At 44.2% G+C, this 17,809-nt stretch carries 14 protein-coding genes; 3 read left to right on the plus strand and 11 right to left on the minus strand.

Translation table 11 applies throughout. From position 1 onward, the window contains the following. Nucleotides 1-2 precede the first annotated feature (2 nt). Nucleotides 3-1,397, minus strand: a complete 1,395-nt coding sequence (locus T426_RS24705) for an MATE family efflux transporter (protein ID WP_025863640.1) — start codon at nt 1,395-1,397, stop codon at nt 3-5. 170 nt (nt 1,398-1,567) lie between these two features. On the opposite strand from T426_RS24705, the gene T426_RS0121460 reads away from it, so the two are divergent. Beyond that, nucleotides 1,568-2,104, plus strand: coding sequence for a HEAT repeat domain-containing protein (locus T426_RS0121460; protein WP_027586264.1), 537 nt, complete (start codon nt 1,568-1,570; stop codon nt 2,102-2,104). 73 nt (nt 2,105-2,177) lie between these two features. Here T426_RS0121460 and T426_RS0121465 read toward each other — a convergent pair whose 3' ends face one another. After that, nucleotides 2,178-3,173 (minus strand): dihydroorotate dehydrogenase-like protein, encoded by a 996-nt coding sequence (locus tag T426_RS0121465; RefSeq protein WP_025863638.1) that lies wholly within the window; start codon nt 3,171-3,173, stop codon nt 2,178-2,180. A gap of 38 nt (nt 3,174-3,211) precedes the next feature. Next, on the minus strand, nt 3,212-3,889 hold the full coding sequence (locus T426_RS0121470) for a YggS family pyridoxal phosphate-dependent enzyme (RefSeq protein ID WP_025863637.1): 678 nt from the start codon (nt 3,887-3,889) through the stop codon (nt 3,212-3,214). Nucleotides 3,890-4,059: 170 nt separating this feature from the next. On the opposite strand from T426_RS0121470, the gene T426_RS0121475 reads away from it, so the two are divergent. Further along, the gene (locus T426_RS0121475; protein ID WP_027586265.1) at nt 4,060-4,725 is read left to right on the plus strand and encodes a porin family protein; all 666 of its coding nucleotides are present in this window, start codon (nt 4,060-4,062) and stop codon (nt 4,723-4,725) included. A 69-nt stretch (nt 4,726-4,794) separates the two neighbouring features. On the opposite strand, the gene T426_RS0121480 is transcribed toward T426_RS0121475, so the two are convergent. From T426_RS0121480 to gcvT, 4 genes are all read right to left on the minus strand, one after another. Continuing rightward, nucleotides 4,795-6,042 carry a DUF1015 domain-containing protein gene (locus T426_RS0121480; protein ID WP_025863635.1) on the minus strand — a complete coding sequence of 416 codons (1,248 nt, stop codon included), beginning with the start codon at nt 6,040-6,042 and terminating at the stop codon, nt 4,795-4,797. 49 nt (nt 6,043-6,091) lie between these two features. Next, nucleotides 6,092-7,012, minus strand: coding sequence for an NAD(P)-dependent oxidoreductase (locus tag T426_RS0121485; RefSeq protein ID WP_025863634.1), 921 nt, complete (start codon nt 7,010-7,012; stop codon nt 6,092-6,094). A 127-nt stretch (nt 7,013-7,139) separates the two neighbouring features. Continuing rightward, nucleotides 7,140-8,210 (minus strand): 3-phosphoserine/phosphohydroxythreonine transaminase, encoded by a 1,071-nt coding sequence (serC, locus tag T426_RS0121490; protein ID WP_025863633.1) that lies wholly within the window; start codon nt 8,208-8,210, stop codon nt 7,140-7,142. 243 nt (nt 8,211-8,453) lie between these two features. Continuing rightward, nucleotides 8,454-9,536 carry a glycine cleavage system aminomethyltransferase GcvT gene (gcvT, locus tag T426_RS0121495; protein WP_025863632.1) on the minus strand — a complete coding sequence of 361 codons (1,083 nt, stop codon included), beginning with the start codon at nt 9,534-9,536 and terminating at the stop codon, nt 8,454-8,456. A gap of 233 nt (nt 9,537-9,769) precedes the next feature. Here gcvT and T426_RS24710 point away from each other — a divergent pair, with 233 nt between their 5' ends. Then, nucleotides 9,770-10,114: an Hpt domain-containing protein gene (locus T426_RS24710; protein WP_025863631.1), complete on the plus strand. Its 345-nt coding sequence runs from the start codon at nt 9,770-9,772 to the stop codon at nt 10,112-10,114. A 7-nt stretch (nt 10,115-10,121) separates the two neighbouring features. Here T426_RS24710 and T426_RS0121505 read toward each other — a convergent pair whose 3' ends face one another. The 4 genes from T426_RS0121505 to T426_RS0121520 form a co-directional block, all read right to left on the minus strand. Next, entirely contained in the window at nt 10,122-11,132 is a 1,011-nt protein-coding gene (locus T426_RS0121505) for an alpha/beta hydrolase (protein WP_025863630.1), read from the minus strand. A gap of 534 nt (nt 11,133-11,666) precedes the next feature. Continuing rightward, nucleotides 11,667-14,687 carry a PEP/pyruvate-binding domain-containing protein gene (locus tag T426_RS24715; protein ID WP_025863629.1) on the minus strand — a complete coding sequence of 1,007 codons (3,021 nt, stop codon included), beginning with the start codon at nt 14,685-14,687 and terminating at the stop codon, nt 11,667-11,669. Nucleotides 14,688-14,878: 191 nt separating this feature from the next. Further along, nucleotides 14,879-15,895, minus strand: a complete 1,017-nt coding sequence (locus T426_RS0121515; protein ID WP_025863628.1) for a 2-oxoacid:ferredoxin oxidoreductase subunit beta — start codon at nt 15,893-15,895, stop codon at nt 14,879-14,881. Nucleotides 15,896-15,897: 2 nt separating this feature from the next. Next, nucleotides 15,898-17,739, minus strand: a complete 1,842-nt coding sequence (locus T426_RS0121520) for a 2-oxoacid:acceptor oxidoreductase subunit alpha (RefSeq protein ID WP_027586266.1) — start codon at nt 17,737-17,739, stop codon at nt 15,898-15,900. Nucleotides 17,740-17,809 lie beyond the last annotated feature (70 nt).

Consider the following 17,809-nt stretch of genomic DNA (forward strand, 5'->3'; position numbering starts at 1 on the left):
GGTCAGTGAGCAACTTCATTGACCGGTTTTTTCTTTTCCTCTTGCTGCTGCTGAAGCTTATTCAAATGTTTCACTTCCCGCAAGGTGACAAACAGCACGATACAAGCTGACACAAAATCGGAAACCGGACCAGCCATCCAGACGCCAGTTAATGCAAAAAATTGAGGTAAAATGAAGAGTAAAGGCGTGAGTACAATAACCTGCCGCAATAAAGTAAGGAACATAGCTATGCCAGCTTTACCAATACTTTGGAAATAGCTGGAAACAATTACCTGGTAACCAACCACCGGAAGCATCAGTGTGAAGATGCGCAGTCCCTTTACACCAATATTGAAAAGTTCTTCGTTCTCGTTGTTAAACAACCGAACGATTTCACCCGGGAAAACCTGAACGACAACGAAAGATACTACTGCAATCCATGTGGCTGCCTTCATTGCCAGGAACCACGCCTCTTTCACCCGGTGAAAGTTCCTTGCCCCGTAGTTAAAACCAACGATGGGTTGCAGGGCCATGTTAATGGCAATCATCGACATAATAATCATAATGACCACAGAATTGATGATTCCCATTGCGCCCACTGCCACATCCGAACCGAACCGAATCAATTGTGTATTGAAAGTAGCCTGAACTAAACTGGCGGCCAATTGCATGGCAAACGGTGCCATCCCGATAGACAAAATCCGAAAAATAATGATTGGTTCCAGTTTCAGATTCAAAAGGTGAAACTTAACAATAGATTTTGAGCTCGTAAAATGACGAAGGACCCAAAAGGTCAATAAAGCTTGCGATATAACGGTAGCAATTGCTGCTCCCTGCACGCCCATCTTCAAAACGAAAATAAAAATCGGATCAAGCACTAAGTTGGTTCCGGCGCTCAGAAGCATGGAATGCATTGCAATTTTCGCATTTCCTTCGGATCGGATAATATTGTTCAATGAAAAGCCGACCACCTGAAAGATGGTACCCAACAGAATGATATTCAAATAATCGTTGGCATAACCGATGGTTTCGCCGGTTGCCCCAAATAAATGCAGCAATGGATTCTTCACAATGAAACCAACCACCGTAACCAGTATCGACACGATGACCATCAGTGAAAGGCCATTTCCAAGCACTTTTTCTGCCTGACGATAGTCTTTCTTCCCCAGATTAATGGAAATCCGGACACCTGCTCCTACGCCAATGAGCATGCCGAAAGCAGCCACCAAAATCATGATGGGAAAAATGACCGATAGTCCGGAAAGTGCCAAAGCGCCTACTCCCCGCCCGATAAAAACCCGATCGACAATATTGTACAAAGCATTCATCATCACACCAATGAATGCCGGCACAAAGTATTGCCACATCAGACGGCCAACTTTTTGTTGTTCAAGATCTCTGGTTGCTTTTTCGAGCATTGGTTTAATTGCAGGTTTTAGTTTGATTTCGAATTACGACCAATTTTGAAAGCGCAAATTTAGGGATTATATCCAGTAAATACGGTTATTGAATTTTCTCTTTCAATTCAACACCTGTTTCCACCTTTTGTAAAAGTTATATCTTTGTCGACGAAGAAGAGATGACAATCATGGAAAAAGATCCACAGAAAAAAAAGATATTGACTAATCTGCAATCAGAAGACTCATTAATGGTTATTGAGACGATTAAGGAGTTGAGAGAAACCGGTAACAGTAGTTATATTCCGGTGCTGATTGAATTACTTCATTCCACCGATAACCCGGAGATTAGACAAAAGATTATCCGGTTATTGGCTGAATTGAAATACAGTGATGCCATCCCACGTATTGTGGAAGCCATCCAGGATAAGAAATACGCCTCCGAATTAAAAGAATTGGTATCCGTTTGCTGGGAAAACGGGCTTGATTTCAGTCAGTACCTGTCGCTTTTCGTCGACCTGGTTATCGAGTCGGAATTCATGGTTGCTTTCGAAGCTTTTACCGTTATTGAAAACATGGTCGGTAAAATTGACGATTCATACAAAAACGAACAGGTAGAGAAAATAAAGGCGGCTAAGGAAAATGCAACTACAGAAAAGATGTCGCTGCTGGAGGATCTGGAAAGAATTATTCCGGAAATACCGGAACAAAAAGAACAACAATTCTAAGAAAAGAAAAACATCAAAATAAAAAGAAGCTGCCCGAATTGGACAGCTTCTTTTGTTTTATGTTCGATGACAATTATTCATTTATATTGTTGGAGAAATACTTCATGAACTGAGCCCGCTCGTAGAGTACCGGGTTTGGCAGGTTGGAATAACTCAACCGTCCGCGGAATTCGTCCAGACTCTTGAAATTCCATTTTTTCATGAATTGTTCCAGGTAGTCCACCATCTCTTTCACTACCGGAATACCGTTTACATACATAGTCGAACAAACCTGTCCCACCGTAGCTCCGGCCAATAACTGTTTCACAAGGCCTTCACCATCATGAATACCGGTTGATGCAGCGATATCGATTCGTTTCAGGGTACCGGAAATAATTCCAACCCAACGAAGTGATTGCCGTATATCAGCTGGTGTACTGAATATCTCTGCGGCAGATATAGCCAGTTTATCCAGGTTGATATCCGGCTCGTAAAAACGATTAAACATCACTACACCGGCTGCACCATGAGCATATAACCGATCGACCATGCTCACCAGATTGGAGAACTGTGGCCCGATTTTCATAGCTATCGGAATATTGACCACCTTTTTGACTTCAGTCAAAATTTCGAGGTAACGCTCTTCAATCTCTTCCGATTTTACTTTGCGGTCGGTCGGGACGATAAAAGCATTAATCTCCAATGCATCGGCACCGGCCTTTTCAATCTCGCGGGCAAAACCGATCCATTCATTCCCGGAAACGCAGTTAATGCTGGCAATAATCGGGATAGTAGTTGCCTCTTTCGCTGCTTTTACCAGCTCGATATAATGATTCAGCGTATTGTCATGCAAATAAGTACGGATATAATCCTCCGCCTCAGGATAAGCTGTATTCTGCAAATCCTTGCTAAGCAAGACGTTTACTTCGTTATTAATTTGCTCCTCAAATAAAGACTTCAGGACTACAGCTCCCACACCATTTTTTTCCATTTCAACTATTTTCTCAACGGAATTGGTGAGCCCCGAACTTCCGGCTACCAAAGGATTCTTAAGGTTTAGCCCTAAATAGGTTGTTGTAAGATTTGCCATTCGGAAAATTTTTATAAATCGATTTTTTGGTTTAAAATTCAGTTATTCTGGTAATTTCGTTCGCCGAAAATATTGCTTCCAATGCGCACCATGGTACTCCCCTCTTCAACGGCTAATTTATAATCGCCCGACATTCCCATCGAAATTTCACTGAAATTTGGTGCATCACTGAAATACGTTTCTTTCAGTTGGCCAAAGATAGTCGAAAGGCTTTTAAATTCTCTTCGAACCTGATCTATAACATCAGTAAAAGTAGCCATTCCCATCACGCCATCAATCCTCACAAATTGTAGATTTTTAAACTCCTGTGAGTTTAACATCTCCTCGGCTTCTTCCAGGCTCAACCCGAATTTAGTTTGTTCTTCAGCAATGTGAAACTGCAGCAGGACACGAAGGACACGCTCCTGTTTTCGTCCTTCCTTATCGATGGCTTTCAATAACCTGAAGCTGTCGACACCATGAATTAGCGAAACGAAAGGCGCAATATATTTGACTTTGTTACGCTGCAGATGCCCTATCATATGCCACTCAATATCTTTGGGAAGTGATTCGTATTTTCCGACGAGTTCCTGTACTTTGTTCTCTCCAAATATCCGTTGTCCCGTCTGGTACGCCTCCATAATATCCTCGTTCGGTTTAGTCTTGGAAACAGCGACCAGTTTGACATTCTCCGGTAATGAATTTCGAATTTCAGTCAGATGCCCAGCAATACTCATGCAAACAAATTTTTCATCCAAAGTAAGAAAAAATTATCGTCCCTTTGGGGATATCTTCCCGAAATCCGCCGGTTACGTTGCCTGTATGGTTTAACCATAATTGAGGTGTACATTTTTTTTTAACTTTACCACACCCAAATCGGGCATAATTTAAAAGCCGCAGGCAATTTATGAAAAAGCTGATTCTCCTGATTATAAGTGCCTTTTTTGCACTTCAACTTCAGGCTCAACCCAATAATTACCCAAATGAAATTTACCTTGGTGTAAAAGGTGGTTCCACCTTTTCGCATGTCCGCTTTCATCCTACCGTGAAACAGGTTATGTTGGAGGGGTATTCCGGTGGAATTGTGTTTCGGGATATCTCAGAACCTCATGTTGGTCTTCAGGTCGAGCTAAATTATTCGCAGCGCGGATGGAAAGAGCATACCGATGCGGGTGTGGACTACGAACGACAGCTTGATTATTTTGTATTACCCATAATGACGCATGTGAACATTGGCAACAAAGGTTTTCGATTCTTTATTAATCTCGGCCCATCGGTTTCCTATTTATATACCGATAAAGAGATATTCACCCCCGCTGCCGATGCAACTTATACGCCGAATGATTACTACGGAAAACCCGTCGATACCGGTTTCGATTTTCAATTTGTCGGTGCTGCCGGATTCGAATGGAGATTTAAGAATGGCAACGGATTGATGCTCGACAGCCGGCTGTATTACAGTTTGCCCAGTTTATTCGACCCGAAAAAATCGACCTACGATTCATCGCAATTGCAAACTATTGAAGTTACCATGGCTTACCTCTTCCGATTAAACAAGAAAAAGAAGGATTAAAAATCATATAAAAAAAAAGGTGGCCAAAATGGTCACCTTTTTTTTTATATGATATGTTTTTTGTTTCGTTTAATCCAGCTCGTGAATCACCAAACCTGAACGCAACTTCGGCTCAAACCAGGTAGTTTTCGGAGGCATGATATTTCCGGTATCGGCTATGTCAATCAACTGCTGCATCGAAACCGGATAAAGGGCAAATGCCGCTTTCATTTCACCCGAATCTACACGGCGTTTCAGCTCGCCTAATCCGCGAATTCCGCCAACAAAATCGATACGTTTGTCAGTACGCAGATCTTTAATTCCCAGATTTTTGTCGAGTACCAGGTTTGACAGAATGGTCACATCCAGCACACCAATCGGATCGTTGTCATCATAACGTCCCGAACGGGCTACTAACTTGTACCATTTTCCACCTAAATACATGCTGAAGGTATGTAGTGCGGCCGGTTTGAAAATTTCGGTTCCCATTTCGGTAACCTCGAAATCTTCTTCCAGTTTCGCCAGCAACTCGGCTTCTGTCAATCCATTCAGATCTTTTACAACCCGATTGTAGTCGATAATCTGAAGCTGATTGTCGGGGAAATGAACCGCCAAAAAGTAGTTGTACTCTTCGTTACCGGTATGATTGGGATTATTCTGACGCTTCTCGTTTCCAACCAGTGCCGCAGCTGCAGTCCGGTGATGGCCGTCAGCTACATAAGTTGCCGGAATTTTGGCGAAAAGCTCTACAATCCGGTTGATGGTTGCTTCATCATCGATAACCCAGAAGTGGTGACCAAATCCGTCTTCTGCCACAAAATCATATACCGGCTCGGTCTCTTTGACAATCTTTGCCACGATATCATCTAATTCCTGAACGGCAGGAAACGTAAAAAATACCGGTTCCACGTTGGCATTGGTATTGCGAACGTGCTTCATCCGGTCTTCCTCTTTATCTTTCCGTGTAAGCTCGTGCTTTTTGATGACACCATTCATATAATCATCAACCGAGGCGGCACCAACGATTCCATACTGAGTACGGCCGTTCATGGTTTGAGCATAGATATACAACTTCTCCTGCTCATCCTGCACCAGCCAACCTTTTTCCCTGAACAGGTTGAAATTTTCAACAGCCTTATCGTAAACAGGCTCCGAATGTTCATCGGTTCCTGACGGGAAATCGATTTCAGGTTTAATGATGTGTAACAGCGATTGCGGATTACCATCGGCTTCCTTGCGGGCTTCCTCTGAATTCAACACATCGTATGGGCGGGAGGCTACTTTTTGAGCCAGCTCCCGGGGTGGACGCAGTCCTTTAAAAGGTTTTAAAACAGCCATATCTCTTTATATTCAAACTATTATTTATCCCTCTTAGATGCAACAATCGTCAGTTTACCTGAAAAGTTGTATCTCCTTTTTGAAAAAATGCCACAATCTGCGATGCAGCTGCTGTGCCGGCGTTAATGTTCGCTTCAGCTGTCTGGGCTCCCATTTTTTTGGTAGTGAAAACTACCCTTCCCGGGAAGCGCTTCTCCAGTATTTCCCGATTGTTAGGGGCCACATCGGCAGCATAACGAAAATCTTCTCTTTCCTCAAGAACTTTCTCCAAATCAGCCTCGTTGATAATCTCTTTCCGGGCAGTATTGACCAGAATAGGGCATTTCGGCATCATCATCATCAATTCCCGGTTGATAATTCCCCGGGTATCATGATTGCTTGGAATATTCAGCGAGATAATTCGGGAAGAAGAAAACAAAACTGTAGGACCATCCGCATAACGAATACCTGCTTCGGCCGCCAGTTCCTCATCCAGTGTCGGGCTGCATCCCATGACATCCATATCAAAACCTTTGGCGATGCGGGCCAGATGCATTCCAATGTTCCCGTACCCCATAATGCCAAACGTTTTGCCAAACAACTCGGTTCCGGCAGTTCCGTTAAATCCGTTTCGAACCAGATGCAGCAGCAAACCGAATGTCAATTCGGCAACAGCGTTTGAATTTTGTCCGGGCGTATTCATAACAACAATGCCCTTTTTGCTCGCCGCATCAATATCGACATTATCATAACCGGCTCCGGCACGAACCACAATCTCCAATTCGGAAGCAGCATTCAACACCTCTGCATCACACTGGTCACTTCTGACAATCAAAGCGTGCACATCGGCCACTGCCGCTAAAAGCTCTGCCTTATCCGAATATTTTTCTAACAACCGCAATTCATACCCCGCCGCTTCAACAACATCTCTCATGTGGTCAATCGCCTCACTGGCAAAAGGTTTAACGGTTGCAACCAATACTTTTTTCATGTTTGAGTCAGTTTTTTGTAATCACACGAAAAAGGTACGGCTACCGCCTGAGGGAATCAATGATTGAAATCAATGATTCAGATCACGAAAAAGGCGTGAAAGAATCACGCCCTTTTCGGTTATTTCATTAATGTTTCGCTTCAAATTCCTTCATCGCCTCAACCAATACTCCCACGCTTTCGATCGGCATGGCATTGTAAATCGAAGCTCTGAATCCACCAACACTTCGGTGACCTTTGATACCAACAATATCGTGTGCAGCTGCAATTTCAAGGAATTCCTTCTCAAATTCCTCGTATCCCGATGCCATTACAAACGTTACATTCATCCGTGAACGATCTTCCGGATTCGGAATATTCGGAACAAACATCTTGTTGCGATCCAATTCGTCGTAAAGCAACTTGGCTTTCGCAATGTTTTTCTTTTCCATTTCCTTGATGCCACCATTCTCTTTCAGCCAACGGAGTGTCATCAATGCAGCAAATACCGGTACGGTCGGAGGTGTGTTGAACATCGATTCCTTATCGATATGCGTACGATAATCAATCATGGTAGGAATCGGACGATCAACTTTACCCAAAATGTCTTTCTTAATAATGACCAGGGTCACTCCCGACGGAGCCAGGTTCTTCTGTGCACCAGCATAAATAACATCATATTTCTTGATGTCAATCGGACGGCTGAAGATGTCAGATGACATATCGGCAACGATACGAGCCGGAACATCGAGGTCTTCCAGTATTTCGGTGCCGAAAATGGTGTTATTGGTAGTAATATGGAAATAATCGACATCCGCCGGAACTTCGTATCCACGCGGGATGTAGTTGAAATTCTTATCTTTTGACGATGCTATTTCAATAACCTCTCCGTAAAGTTTTGCTTCTTTAATCGCTTTGGAAGCCCAGGTACCCGTATTCAGGTAAGCTGCTTTTGTTTTCATCAGGTTGAATGGAACCATATAAAACTGTGTGCTGGCTCCTCCCTGAAGAAACAGAACTTCGTAATCAGCAGGTACCTCCAAAAGTTCTTTTACGAGGTCCCTTGCTTCATCCATTACGGCAACAAATTCTTTGCTCCGGTGCGAAACTTCCATTACCGATAATCCGGTTCCGGCAAAATTCATAACGGCTTCGGCAGTCCGTTCCTTTGTGAATTCGGGCAGGATAGAAGGTCCTGCATAAAAATTATGCGTTTTCATAGTAGAGGAATATTGAATTGTATTTAGACAACTAAAATTTGAGAACAGTCATTCAAGTTAATGTAACCTTTTCCCTGTCTTAAAATCGAATAACCTTTCAGTTTTTCAACTGATTAAAAAGTTTACAAACAGTATATTTCAGGTCACTTTTATTAAAGACTGTAAAATTATAACAAATATGAATTTCCTGACAATTATCAGGATAAATGATCTTAAAATTTACAGTATTTTAAACCATTCAATTTAAATAAATGGCAATTTGACCACTTTTGCTTTCAATTTCTTATTTCGTACGCGGATGTATATTTCCGTTCCCAATTTGGTATAACCAGTTTTCAGGTAGCCCATGCCAATTCCGATGCCACGAACCGGTGACATACTTCCGGAAGTCACTTCACCAATTACTTCGTCATTCTCATTCACTATTTCGTAACCATGTCTGGGAATGCCACGGTCAATCATTTCAAAACCACGCAAACGGCGGGTTACGCCTTCTTCTTTCTGGCGGGCCAGTACATCCTTATCGATGAAATCTTTCTCGTCGGTGAATTTTGTAATCCAACCCAGGCCGGCTTCGATCGGTGATGTGGTATCGTCGATATCGTTTCCGTACAAGCAATATCCCATTTCCAGACGAAGCGTGTCGCGTGCCCCCAGGCCAATGGGTTTGATACCTTCTTCTTTACCAGCATCGAAAATAGCGCTCCAGATAGCTTCAGCATCCTTGTTATTGAAATAAAGCTCAAAGCCTCCTGCCCCAGTATACCCGGTTGCCGAAATAATCACATCAGGAACTCCGGCAAATTCGCCTACCGTGAAAGTGTAAAATTTGATGGATGATAAATCGACTTTTGTCAGTTTCTGAAGAATACCGGTTGCTTTCGGTCCCTGAATAGCCAATTGGCTAATTTCGTCGGAAGCATTCAGCATCTCTGCCTCTTCCGTGTTTTGGCTAACCAGCCACTGCCAGTCTTTTTCAATATTGGCAGCGTTAACCACCAACAGGTATTTCTCCGGCTCGAAACAATAAACAATTAAATCGTCCACGATGCCGCCTTTCCCGTTAGGTAAGCAAGAGTACTGTGCCTGTCCGGGTGCTAACTTGGACGCATCGTTGGAAGTTACCTTCTGAATAAAGGCCAAAGCATGCGGACCCGTTACCCAAAACTCTCCCATGTGCGACACATCAAAAACACCAACACCATTGCGCACGGTCATGTGCTCATCCTTAATTCCGGAATATTCGATTGGCATTTCGAAACCAGCAAACTCAACTATTTTAGCCCCGTTGCTGTTATGAATGTCGAAAAATGCGGTTCTTTTCATTTCGCTGCTATTTTACATTTGCCCGAAGAAACGATGGAAAGAACTTATTTTGTGAACCTTGCATCGCACTTCTATTTTTGTTTTTACAATATCATTTTGCTGTGATGTAGACAAAGCTAAGCATTTTTCCTGCCGGGAAAGCTGAAAATTATCAACTTGACATAAGGTTCTTTTGATTGTATATTTGATTTTGTAATTTACATGTGGTAGAATATTCCCCTAAAAGAGAAAACATGGCATATACAGACCTGAATTACCTGCGCAATGTGACGGGTGGCGAATCCGAAATTATACGTGAAATGATTGAATTGTTCATCAGCCAGATTCCGGAGTTTTCGGAAAACATGAATAACTTTTTGGCTGAAAAGAAATTTCTTGAACTGGGGAAAGAGGCCCACAAAGCCAAATCATCTGTTTTGGTTGTCGGAATGGAACAACTGGCAAAGGATCTGAAAACGCTCCAACTTCTTACGCTAGACGGCAAAGGCGAAGAAACTTACGCCGATTACGTAAAGGAGTTCGACAAGCAATGTAACGCCGCTGTCGATGAATTAAAACTGGAACTGGAAAAACTCTGAAAAAACGTTATGGATGAGCCGGCGTCATGTGTAGTACATCGTCGGCAAAATGCCATGTAGCTTTTTCAACCTGCGGAACAGCTCCGGAAGTAAGTTTACATGCGATGGTGTGTACGCCTGCTTCCGGAAATGCTTTTTTAACCTTCTCACCGGATGGTGTCCCGATTTCGGAAAACATTTTCAATTCAGCACCCACATCGACGGTTGGATCCTGGTGCTCTTCGTCTTTGTAATAGTAGCCCAGAAAGACCGGACATTTCACTTTCTCAAATACCTGTTTTTTCATCCCGGCATCGAGTAGTTGTTGCAAATAAACAGTTGCTTCAGCGCGATAACGAGTATACCAGTATTGCCCGATTTTGCTGTTCGGATCATCTCCGGTAATCCGGTATTTTCCTCCGTAAACCAAACGGGCTATCTGCAGGCCCCAGGGTTTTGACAGAATGAATCCGGCTGATTTCTGCCGAATTTTAATATTTGGCGAATAGAGAATCAAGCCATCGATCATTTGTGGAAAACGGGCATCCAACATCAAGCTTAACGTTCCTCCGGTTGACGTACTCATGATAATCACTTTCTTCCCCAGTCGACTGGCAATCATCAATGCCTTCTTTGCCGATTCATATAAATTATCGGGCGTCATGTCCAGCAATGGCTCGTCGGTTACCAGGCCATGTCCAGCCAGGCGCGCAAAATAGGCATTGCAGCCATATCGCCTGGCAAAGTCGGCATTAACCGGATAACCTTCGTAGTAACTGGCTGAAAATCCCGGAAGATACAGTAGTACATATTCCGTTTTTTGATGAATTGAATCGTTTGCCCAGATAATGCGAGCTTCATTGTCTGGCTTTGTCTTCACCGACGATTCCATTTTATTGACATACCAGGCAACAGAATCCAGCGAAACCGGAACCGTTGGCAAGGTATTATCCAATACCGGTTTCGGCATCACCGGCCCCAGCAAATACACAATCGCCAGAACGGCGATAACCACAAACGGAATGTACCTTCTTTTCATCTTCTGAAATTTCTTATTTCAACAGCTATGTTAATCAAATGCCCTACTGTCTGATAAAATTTAATTGCCTGAATTATCTCGTTTCACTCTCATCGTAGCTTATCCTCTATAAACAAGCATTATACCTTCGCCCCATAACATTGTCAAATAACGTAACCAGGGGGTCGTATAACCCCGCTACCCCGTCAAGTGACCCCATTTACCCCGTCACATGACCCCGTTTACCCCGTCAGGTAACCCCGTCGACGGAGTAATTTACTGCGTGCACGCGATGAATTACCCCGACAAAGGGGTCGTTCTACGCGTTGACGGGGTCTTTTACTGCGTGAATGGGGTTATGGTACCCCGCCGACGGGGTACATAACCGCGTTGACGGGGTAATTTATCGCGACAACGAGGTCCAGTCACTGCTTCACCGGAGTATTTCTCCGCACCGGCCTGGTTATAAATCCCGCCGAGGAAGTAATTTACTATGCCGGTCCGATAAACAATCCCGGTATCACGTGTAAAACGAAAGTATAACCAGCCTCGTTACTATTCCGGACTGACGTCTGCTCCACCGGAGTTCAATTCGTCAAACCGGATAACGGCTGTACGTTCCCTACCGTTCATCAAAATTTCCAACTCATTTTCAAATCGTACGTGTTTGACAAATTTACTTTCCCAAACCACTTCCTGCTTTTTCAGAATATCAAGATTCAAAAAGTTCTCCTTCGTTTTATGAGGAACAGAGAAATAGCCCACATTCATTGAGGTGACATTATGGAAGAAATGCGAGCCCAATGATGCATCCAATGGGAAATCGGGCAATCCCATTTCAATAATCACCCGTGCATTGTTGATGTTTGCCCAGATAACCGGGATACCCGTAAACGGATCACGCGTTCCCCAGCGACCGGGACCAATCAACACAAACTTTCGTCCTTCTTTTCCCAGCCGATTGTTTACTTCCACTATTTCCCTGGCAATAGCTCGTGTTTCCGTCCGGTCAAAAGTATCAGTGTCCACGTAAACCACGTCTCGTATGCCTTCGAGTCGCCCGTGTCCCATTCCCCGATGGGAGATCATCAACGTGTTTTTGTCATCCATTGCTCCCAAATCAATGTTTATCTCCTCTTCCTGCCGGATAAGTGGCTTAATCTGCAGCAAATAAAAAGTAGGCAAACCATATTCGCCGTTCTCCAACTCCAGAGAATACTCGAGTTCGACAGGCGAACCCATCGCTTGTTTGAAAAGATTCAGTAACAACTGCAACGTATCCGATAGCGGAAGGTGATCGTATTTCAGAATATTGGCAAAATCAATCACCCGCGGTCCTTTTTGATCGATTCCCGGAATCAGGTAATCATTCTCCACATCATACGTCGAGGCACAATGAGGTAATACACCGTCTTTTTCCGCTTCAACCATCCGATATTGCGTAATCGCAGCGTCTTCACCATCCCGCGTCAGATCAAATGATTCGCGGGTCATATCGATGGCATAAAACTCGCGCTGCGAATCCCGGACCATATCATGAACCGAACTGTTATTCAGGTTTGGATATTTAGGGCAAAAACGGAAGGCCTTCTCCCCTCCTACAACCAACATTCCCAAACCAACACCGGCTACAGCAAAGCCGTCCTCGGGTTCCATGTATGAATACGGATAGTAATTAAACGACTGCGCCACTCCACTAATGGTCGGATAAAACTTATTATTTCGCTCGTGTCCAACAACCTCCTGAATAATTACGGCCATTTTCTCTTCTTCTATTTTATAGTTGATGGCTTCGAAATAGGAAATAGCATCGGGCGTAAAGATGGAGGAATAAACCAGTTTCACGGCGGTCATCAACTGTTCAAATCGAACATCCACATCCGGATGATTATTCGGAATCAGGTACGTGGAATAAACTCCGGAAAACGGCCTCAGTAACGAGTCCTCGAACAAGCCGCTGGAACGAATGGCCAACGGCCGATCCATCCTTTTGATGTACTGAAATAATCGTTCTTTCAATGTCATGCTCAATTCGGCTTCCAGAAACTTGTCCCGTATGACATTGTAATCCTGGTGATGATGGTATGCGATATGATACAGATTATTCAGCTCCAGAAATTTGTCGAACTCAATCGCACCAATTATCGCGGTAGCGGGAAGACGAATATTGACACCTGGAATTAGCTTTTTCAGATCGAGATTCTCAATCAGGTTACTGATGAAAGCCAAACCACGTCCCTTGCCTCCCAGTGATCCTCTTCCCAACCGGACAATATAACGATTACCTTTGACGAGTTGCGGATCGAAATTGACTATACGCCCCCGGTTTTTCTGCTCCCTGACTTTCTCGAATACATTCAAACATAAATCACGAATACGGCTGGGATCATCAAAATCCTCAACCCGGTAAGGCAGCAGTTCTTCTGCCATATTAATCTCGCCGCGGGCCATGAGCCAGGTAGAAAATGCATTTTGTTTAGCATGATACACCAACGACTCGACCGGAACCTTAATGATCAACTCCTCGAATTCGTGAAGATTTCGTGCGACCGCAATTTTTTCACCCTGCCCGTTACGGAAAACAAAATCGCCAAATCCCAACTTATAGTTGATGAATTCGCTAATGTCCAGCGCGAGGCTATCTGAATTTTTATTGATAAAATCAGCACCAATATCTTTAGCCCGCTCGGCATTGGTTACGTCGTGCGACTGCAACAAAATGGGAATAGGGAAACGAAGAGTTCGTTTCACAAATTTCAGCAGCTCCACTCCTGCATCTTCGTCGTCCACACCGTTTTTGGCGAATTTCACATCCGAAATCACGCAAAGCAGGTATTCACGATAGTTATTGATGATTTCAACGGCGTCTTCGTAAGTGCTAACCAACAGCAGTTTAGGACGGGCACGCATTTTCAGAATCATGTGCAGCTCATCCGTCGACTCGTCCGACACCAGGCTTTGCGTTTGCGTCATCACGCTGGTGTAAAGTAATGGCAGGTATCGCGAATAATATTTCACCGAGTCTTCCACCAGCAGGATAATGCGAACGTTACCCAACTGTGTATCGCGCGCCACATTCTTCTTGTCCTCGATGTATTTAATCATCGCCATGAAAACATTGGTGTTCCCGTTCCAGACGAAAACCCGGTCGATGGCTGCTACACTCTGCGCAGCTGAATAGAAATAAGCCAAATCGCTGTTATTGTTGACCAGGAGAAGAATCGGAACGCGCGCTTTGACGAAATGAATATCTTCTGCGGTTCGCAACGGAGCTTCCTTATCCACTCCCGCCATAATAATGACCATATCGAAATGGCGCGTATTCAGCACTCTCAACGCTTCTTCGGAACTACTGACGCTTGTAAAACGCGGAGCAGCGTACAAATTCAACTGAAGATACTCCCCAAAAATTTTATCGGAAAACTGCCCCTCCCGGACAATGGAATAGGAATCGTAAAGTGTAGCCACCAAAAGGATTTCCTTCACTTTCGTTGGCATCAGTTCCTGAAAAATATCGCGGTCGGTCTTTCTTCTTTTATAAATGGAAGAGAGTGAAATACTATCAAACTTACTCATTCGCCATAGGTTAGATTTACCAATTGTATTGGTAGATCGATTCAACAATAGTCAATACCGGCTAACTTACGAAGGTTTCGATACGGATGGCAGGTGTCCGGAATTGATTAGGTTGAAAATAGCGAAATTTTTACCCTTAAAAAACAAAAAGGAGGCCTTAGCCTCCTTTTCAATTGTATGATGTTGGTTCTTTATTCAACTACCCAGGTGTTTCCACTCATCAAAAGATCGTCAACCGATTTAATTTTCGAGGTCTCTTTCACTTCTTCAATCTGGGCTACCATAGCCTCATCGTAGGAAGTGGCTTCCACCGCACGGATTACTCCCATGGCAACCGGAAAATCGGGAAGTGCCATGTTAATCAACAATTGATGAACGAATCCATTAGGCTCAGTTACATCATGAACCAGAATGTCATCACGGGTAACACCGTCTTCGCCAATCTTAACCACTTTGAGGTGACCGCATTCCAGGACCAAACCCTTATCCTCGTTATCACCGAAAATCATTGGTTCACCATGCTTCAGCATCAGCTGATGCTCTTTTTTCATTTTCGGATCGGTGATAGCTGCATGAATTCCGTTGTTGTAAATCATACAGTTCTGCAGTACTTCCACAACCGAAGTTCCTTTGTGTCTGGCTGCTGCTTCAAATATTTCCTGGCTCATCTTGATGTTGTTATCCACCGAACGGGCAAAGAATTTTCCCCGGGCACCTAACACCAGTTGTCCCGGAACAAACGGATCTTCCACCGTACCATAGGGCGAAGTTTTGGTGACAAAACCCCTATCGGATGTTGGCGAATATTGTCCCTTCGTCAAACCATAAATCTTGTTGTTGAACAAGATTACATTGATGTCGATATTCCGACGGATCAGATGAATGAAATGGTTTCCTCCGATGGCCAGTGCATCACCGTCACCGGTGATTTCCCATACGCAGAGATTCGGGTTGGCACACTTTACACCGGAAGCAACTGCTGCAGCCCGTCCGTGAATTGTGTGGAAGCCGTATGTACTCATGTAATACGGGAACCTGGAAGAACATCCGATTCCTGATATCACTGCATAATCTTTATGTTGAATGCCGAGCGCAACCATTGCCTTCTGAATGGAATTTAATATGGCATGATCGCCACACCCCGGACACCAGCGAACTTCGTTTTCGCTTTTGAAATCTTTTATTGTTAATGCTAATTCTTCGGCCATTGTTATTCCTCCAATAGTTGTTCAAATTTTTCGCACAATTCATGAACCGTAAACGGAAGTCCTTTGACCTTATTGAATTGTTCGTATTTGAAATCGGGTTCTTTATCTCGAAGATAGGCTGCAAACTGTCCCATGTTCAATTCGCATACAACAATCTTCTTAAAACGGCTGAATACCTCATGTACATTGGCCGGCATCGGATTAATGTAATTGAAATGTGCCAGGCTGACTTTGTGATCGAGCGAACGCATCTCGCGAACAGCACTCTCCAGGTGACCAAATGTGCCTCCCCAGCCAACAACCAGCAGATCGCCTTCCTGCTCGCCACATACTTCCAATTCCGGAACCATGTCAACAACCCGCCGGACTTTTTCGGCACGAATTTCCACCATCTTTTGGTGATTCTCCGGATCGTGACTAACATTTCCCATCAGGTCTTTTTCCAAGCCTCCAATTCGATGCTGGAAGCCATCCATTCCCGGAAATGCCCATTCACGAGCCAACGTCTCTTCGTCGCGGGCGTACGGCTTATATGTTTCAGCATTTTTGGCAATACGCGGTGTGATTTCCGGCATATCGGCCATTTTAGGAATCTTCCAGGGTTCAGAACCGTTTCCGAGGAATCCGTCAGTCATCAGTATTACTGGCACCATTCTTTCCAACGCAATCTTAGCCGCATGGAAAGCATAGTTGAAGCAATCGGAAGGCGTGGAAGCAGCCAACACCACAACCGGACTTTCACCGTTCCGGCCATAAAGCGCCTGCAACAGGTCCGATTGTTCAGTTTTGGTTGGCAAACCGGTAGAAGGACCGCCGCGCTGTACATTTACCAATACCAGCGGCAACTCTGCCATTACACTCAAACCTAATGCTTCAGATTTCAGGGCCAAACCGGGACCAGAGGTCGACGTAACCGCCAAATCACCGGCAAAGGCAGCTCCGATAGTGGTTGATATACCAGCTATTTCGTCCTCCGCCTGAAATGTTTTTACCCCCAAATCTTTTCGGGCTGCAAGCGCCTGCAACACTTCTGTTGCAGGGGTAATGGGATACGAACCGAGAAAAATTTCCAAATTGGCTTTTTCCGCAGCTGCGAGTAATCCCCATGCAGTAGCCAGATTACCATTGATGTTCCGGTAAACTCCGTGTTCAATCGAAGCCGCATGCACAATATAACGCGGCGTCATATGCTGCATGTTCATACCGTAGTTCCAGCCGCTTCTCAGCACTTTGAGGTTGGCTTCGACCACCGCAGGTTTCTTCTTGAATTTATTCTGAATGAAACGTTCCATGTAATCCATCGGACGGTTAAACATCCAGCTAACCAAGCCCAATGCAAACATATTCTTGCTTCGCAGAATACTCTTGTTGTCAAGACCGAAATCTTTCAACGCTTCCCTCGTAAGGGTTGTTATAGGAACCGGAATCTTAAAATAATCATCCAGCTTTAACTCCTCGAACGGTTGATCCGTGGTAAATTTTGCCTTCTGAAAATTCTTCTCCGTAAAACTGTCCTGGTCGTATATGATCGTCCCTCCGGGGCGCATAAACGGCGCATTTGCTTTTACGGCCGCAGGATTCATGGCTACCAGTACATGGGCGTAATCACCTGGTGTGGTTACACGACGGGTTCCAAATTGTACCTGGAAGCCCGATACTCCGCCAACTGTTCCCTGTGGGGCGCGTATTTCTGAAGGATAATCGGGGAATGTCGAAAGATCATTCCCAATCAGAGCAGAGGCATCCGAAAACAACGTTCCGGTTAACTGCATACCATCTCCCGAATCACCGGAAAACCGGATGGCTACCTCTTCAAGTTCAATAACTTTTGTTTCCTTAGACATAATTACGAAAACTTATGTTCGACAGGTTAATCTGCTTACGAAAAACAATTTTCAAGACATATTTTATATC

The sequence above is a fragment of the Prolixibacter bellariivorans ATCC BAA-1284 genome (assembly GCF_000621705.1).
In the GTDB taxonomy this organism is placed as follows: Bacteria; Bacteroidota; Bacteroidia; order Bacteroidales; family Prolixibacteraceae; genus Prolixibacter; species Prolixibacter bellariivorans.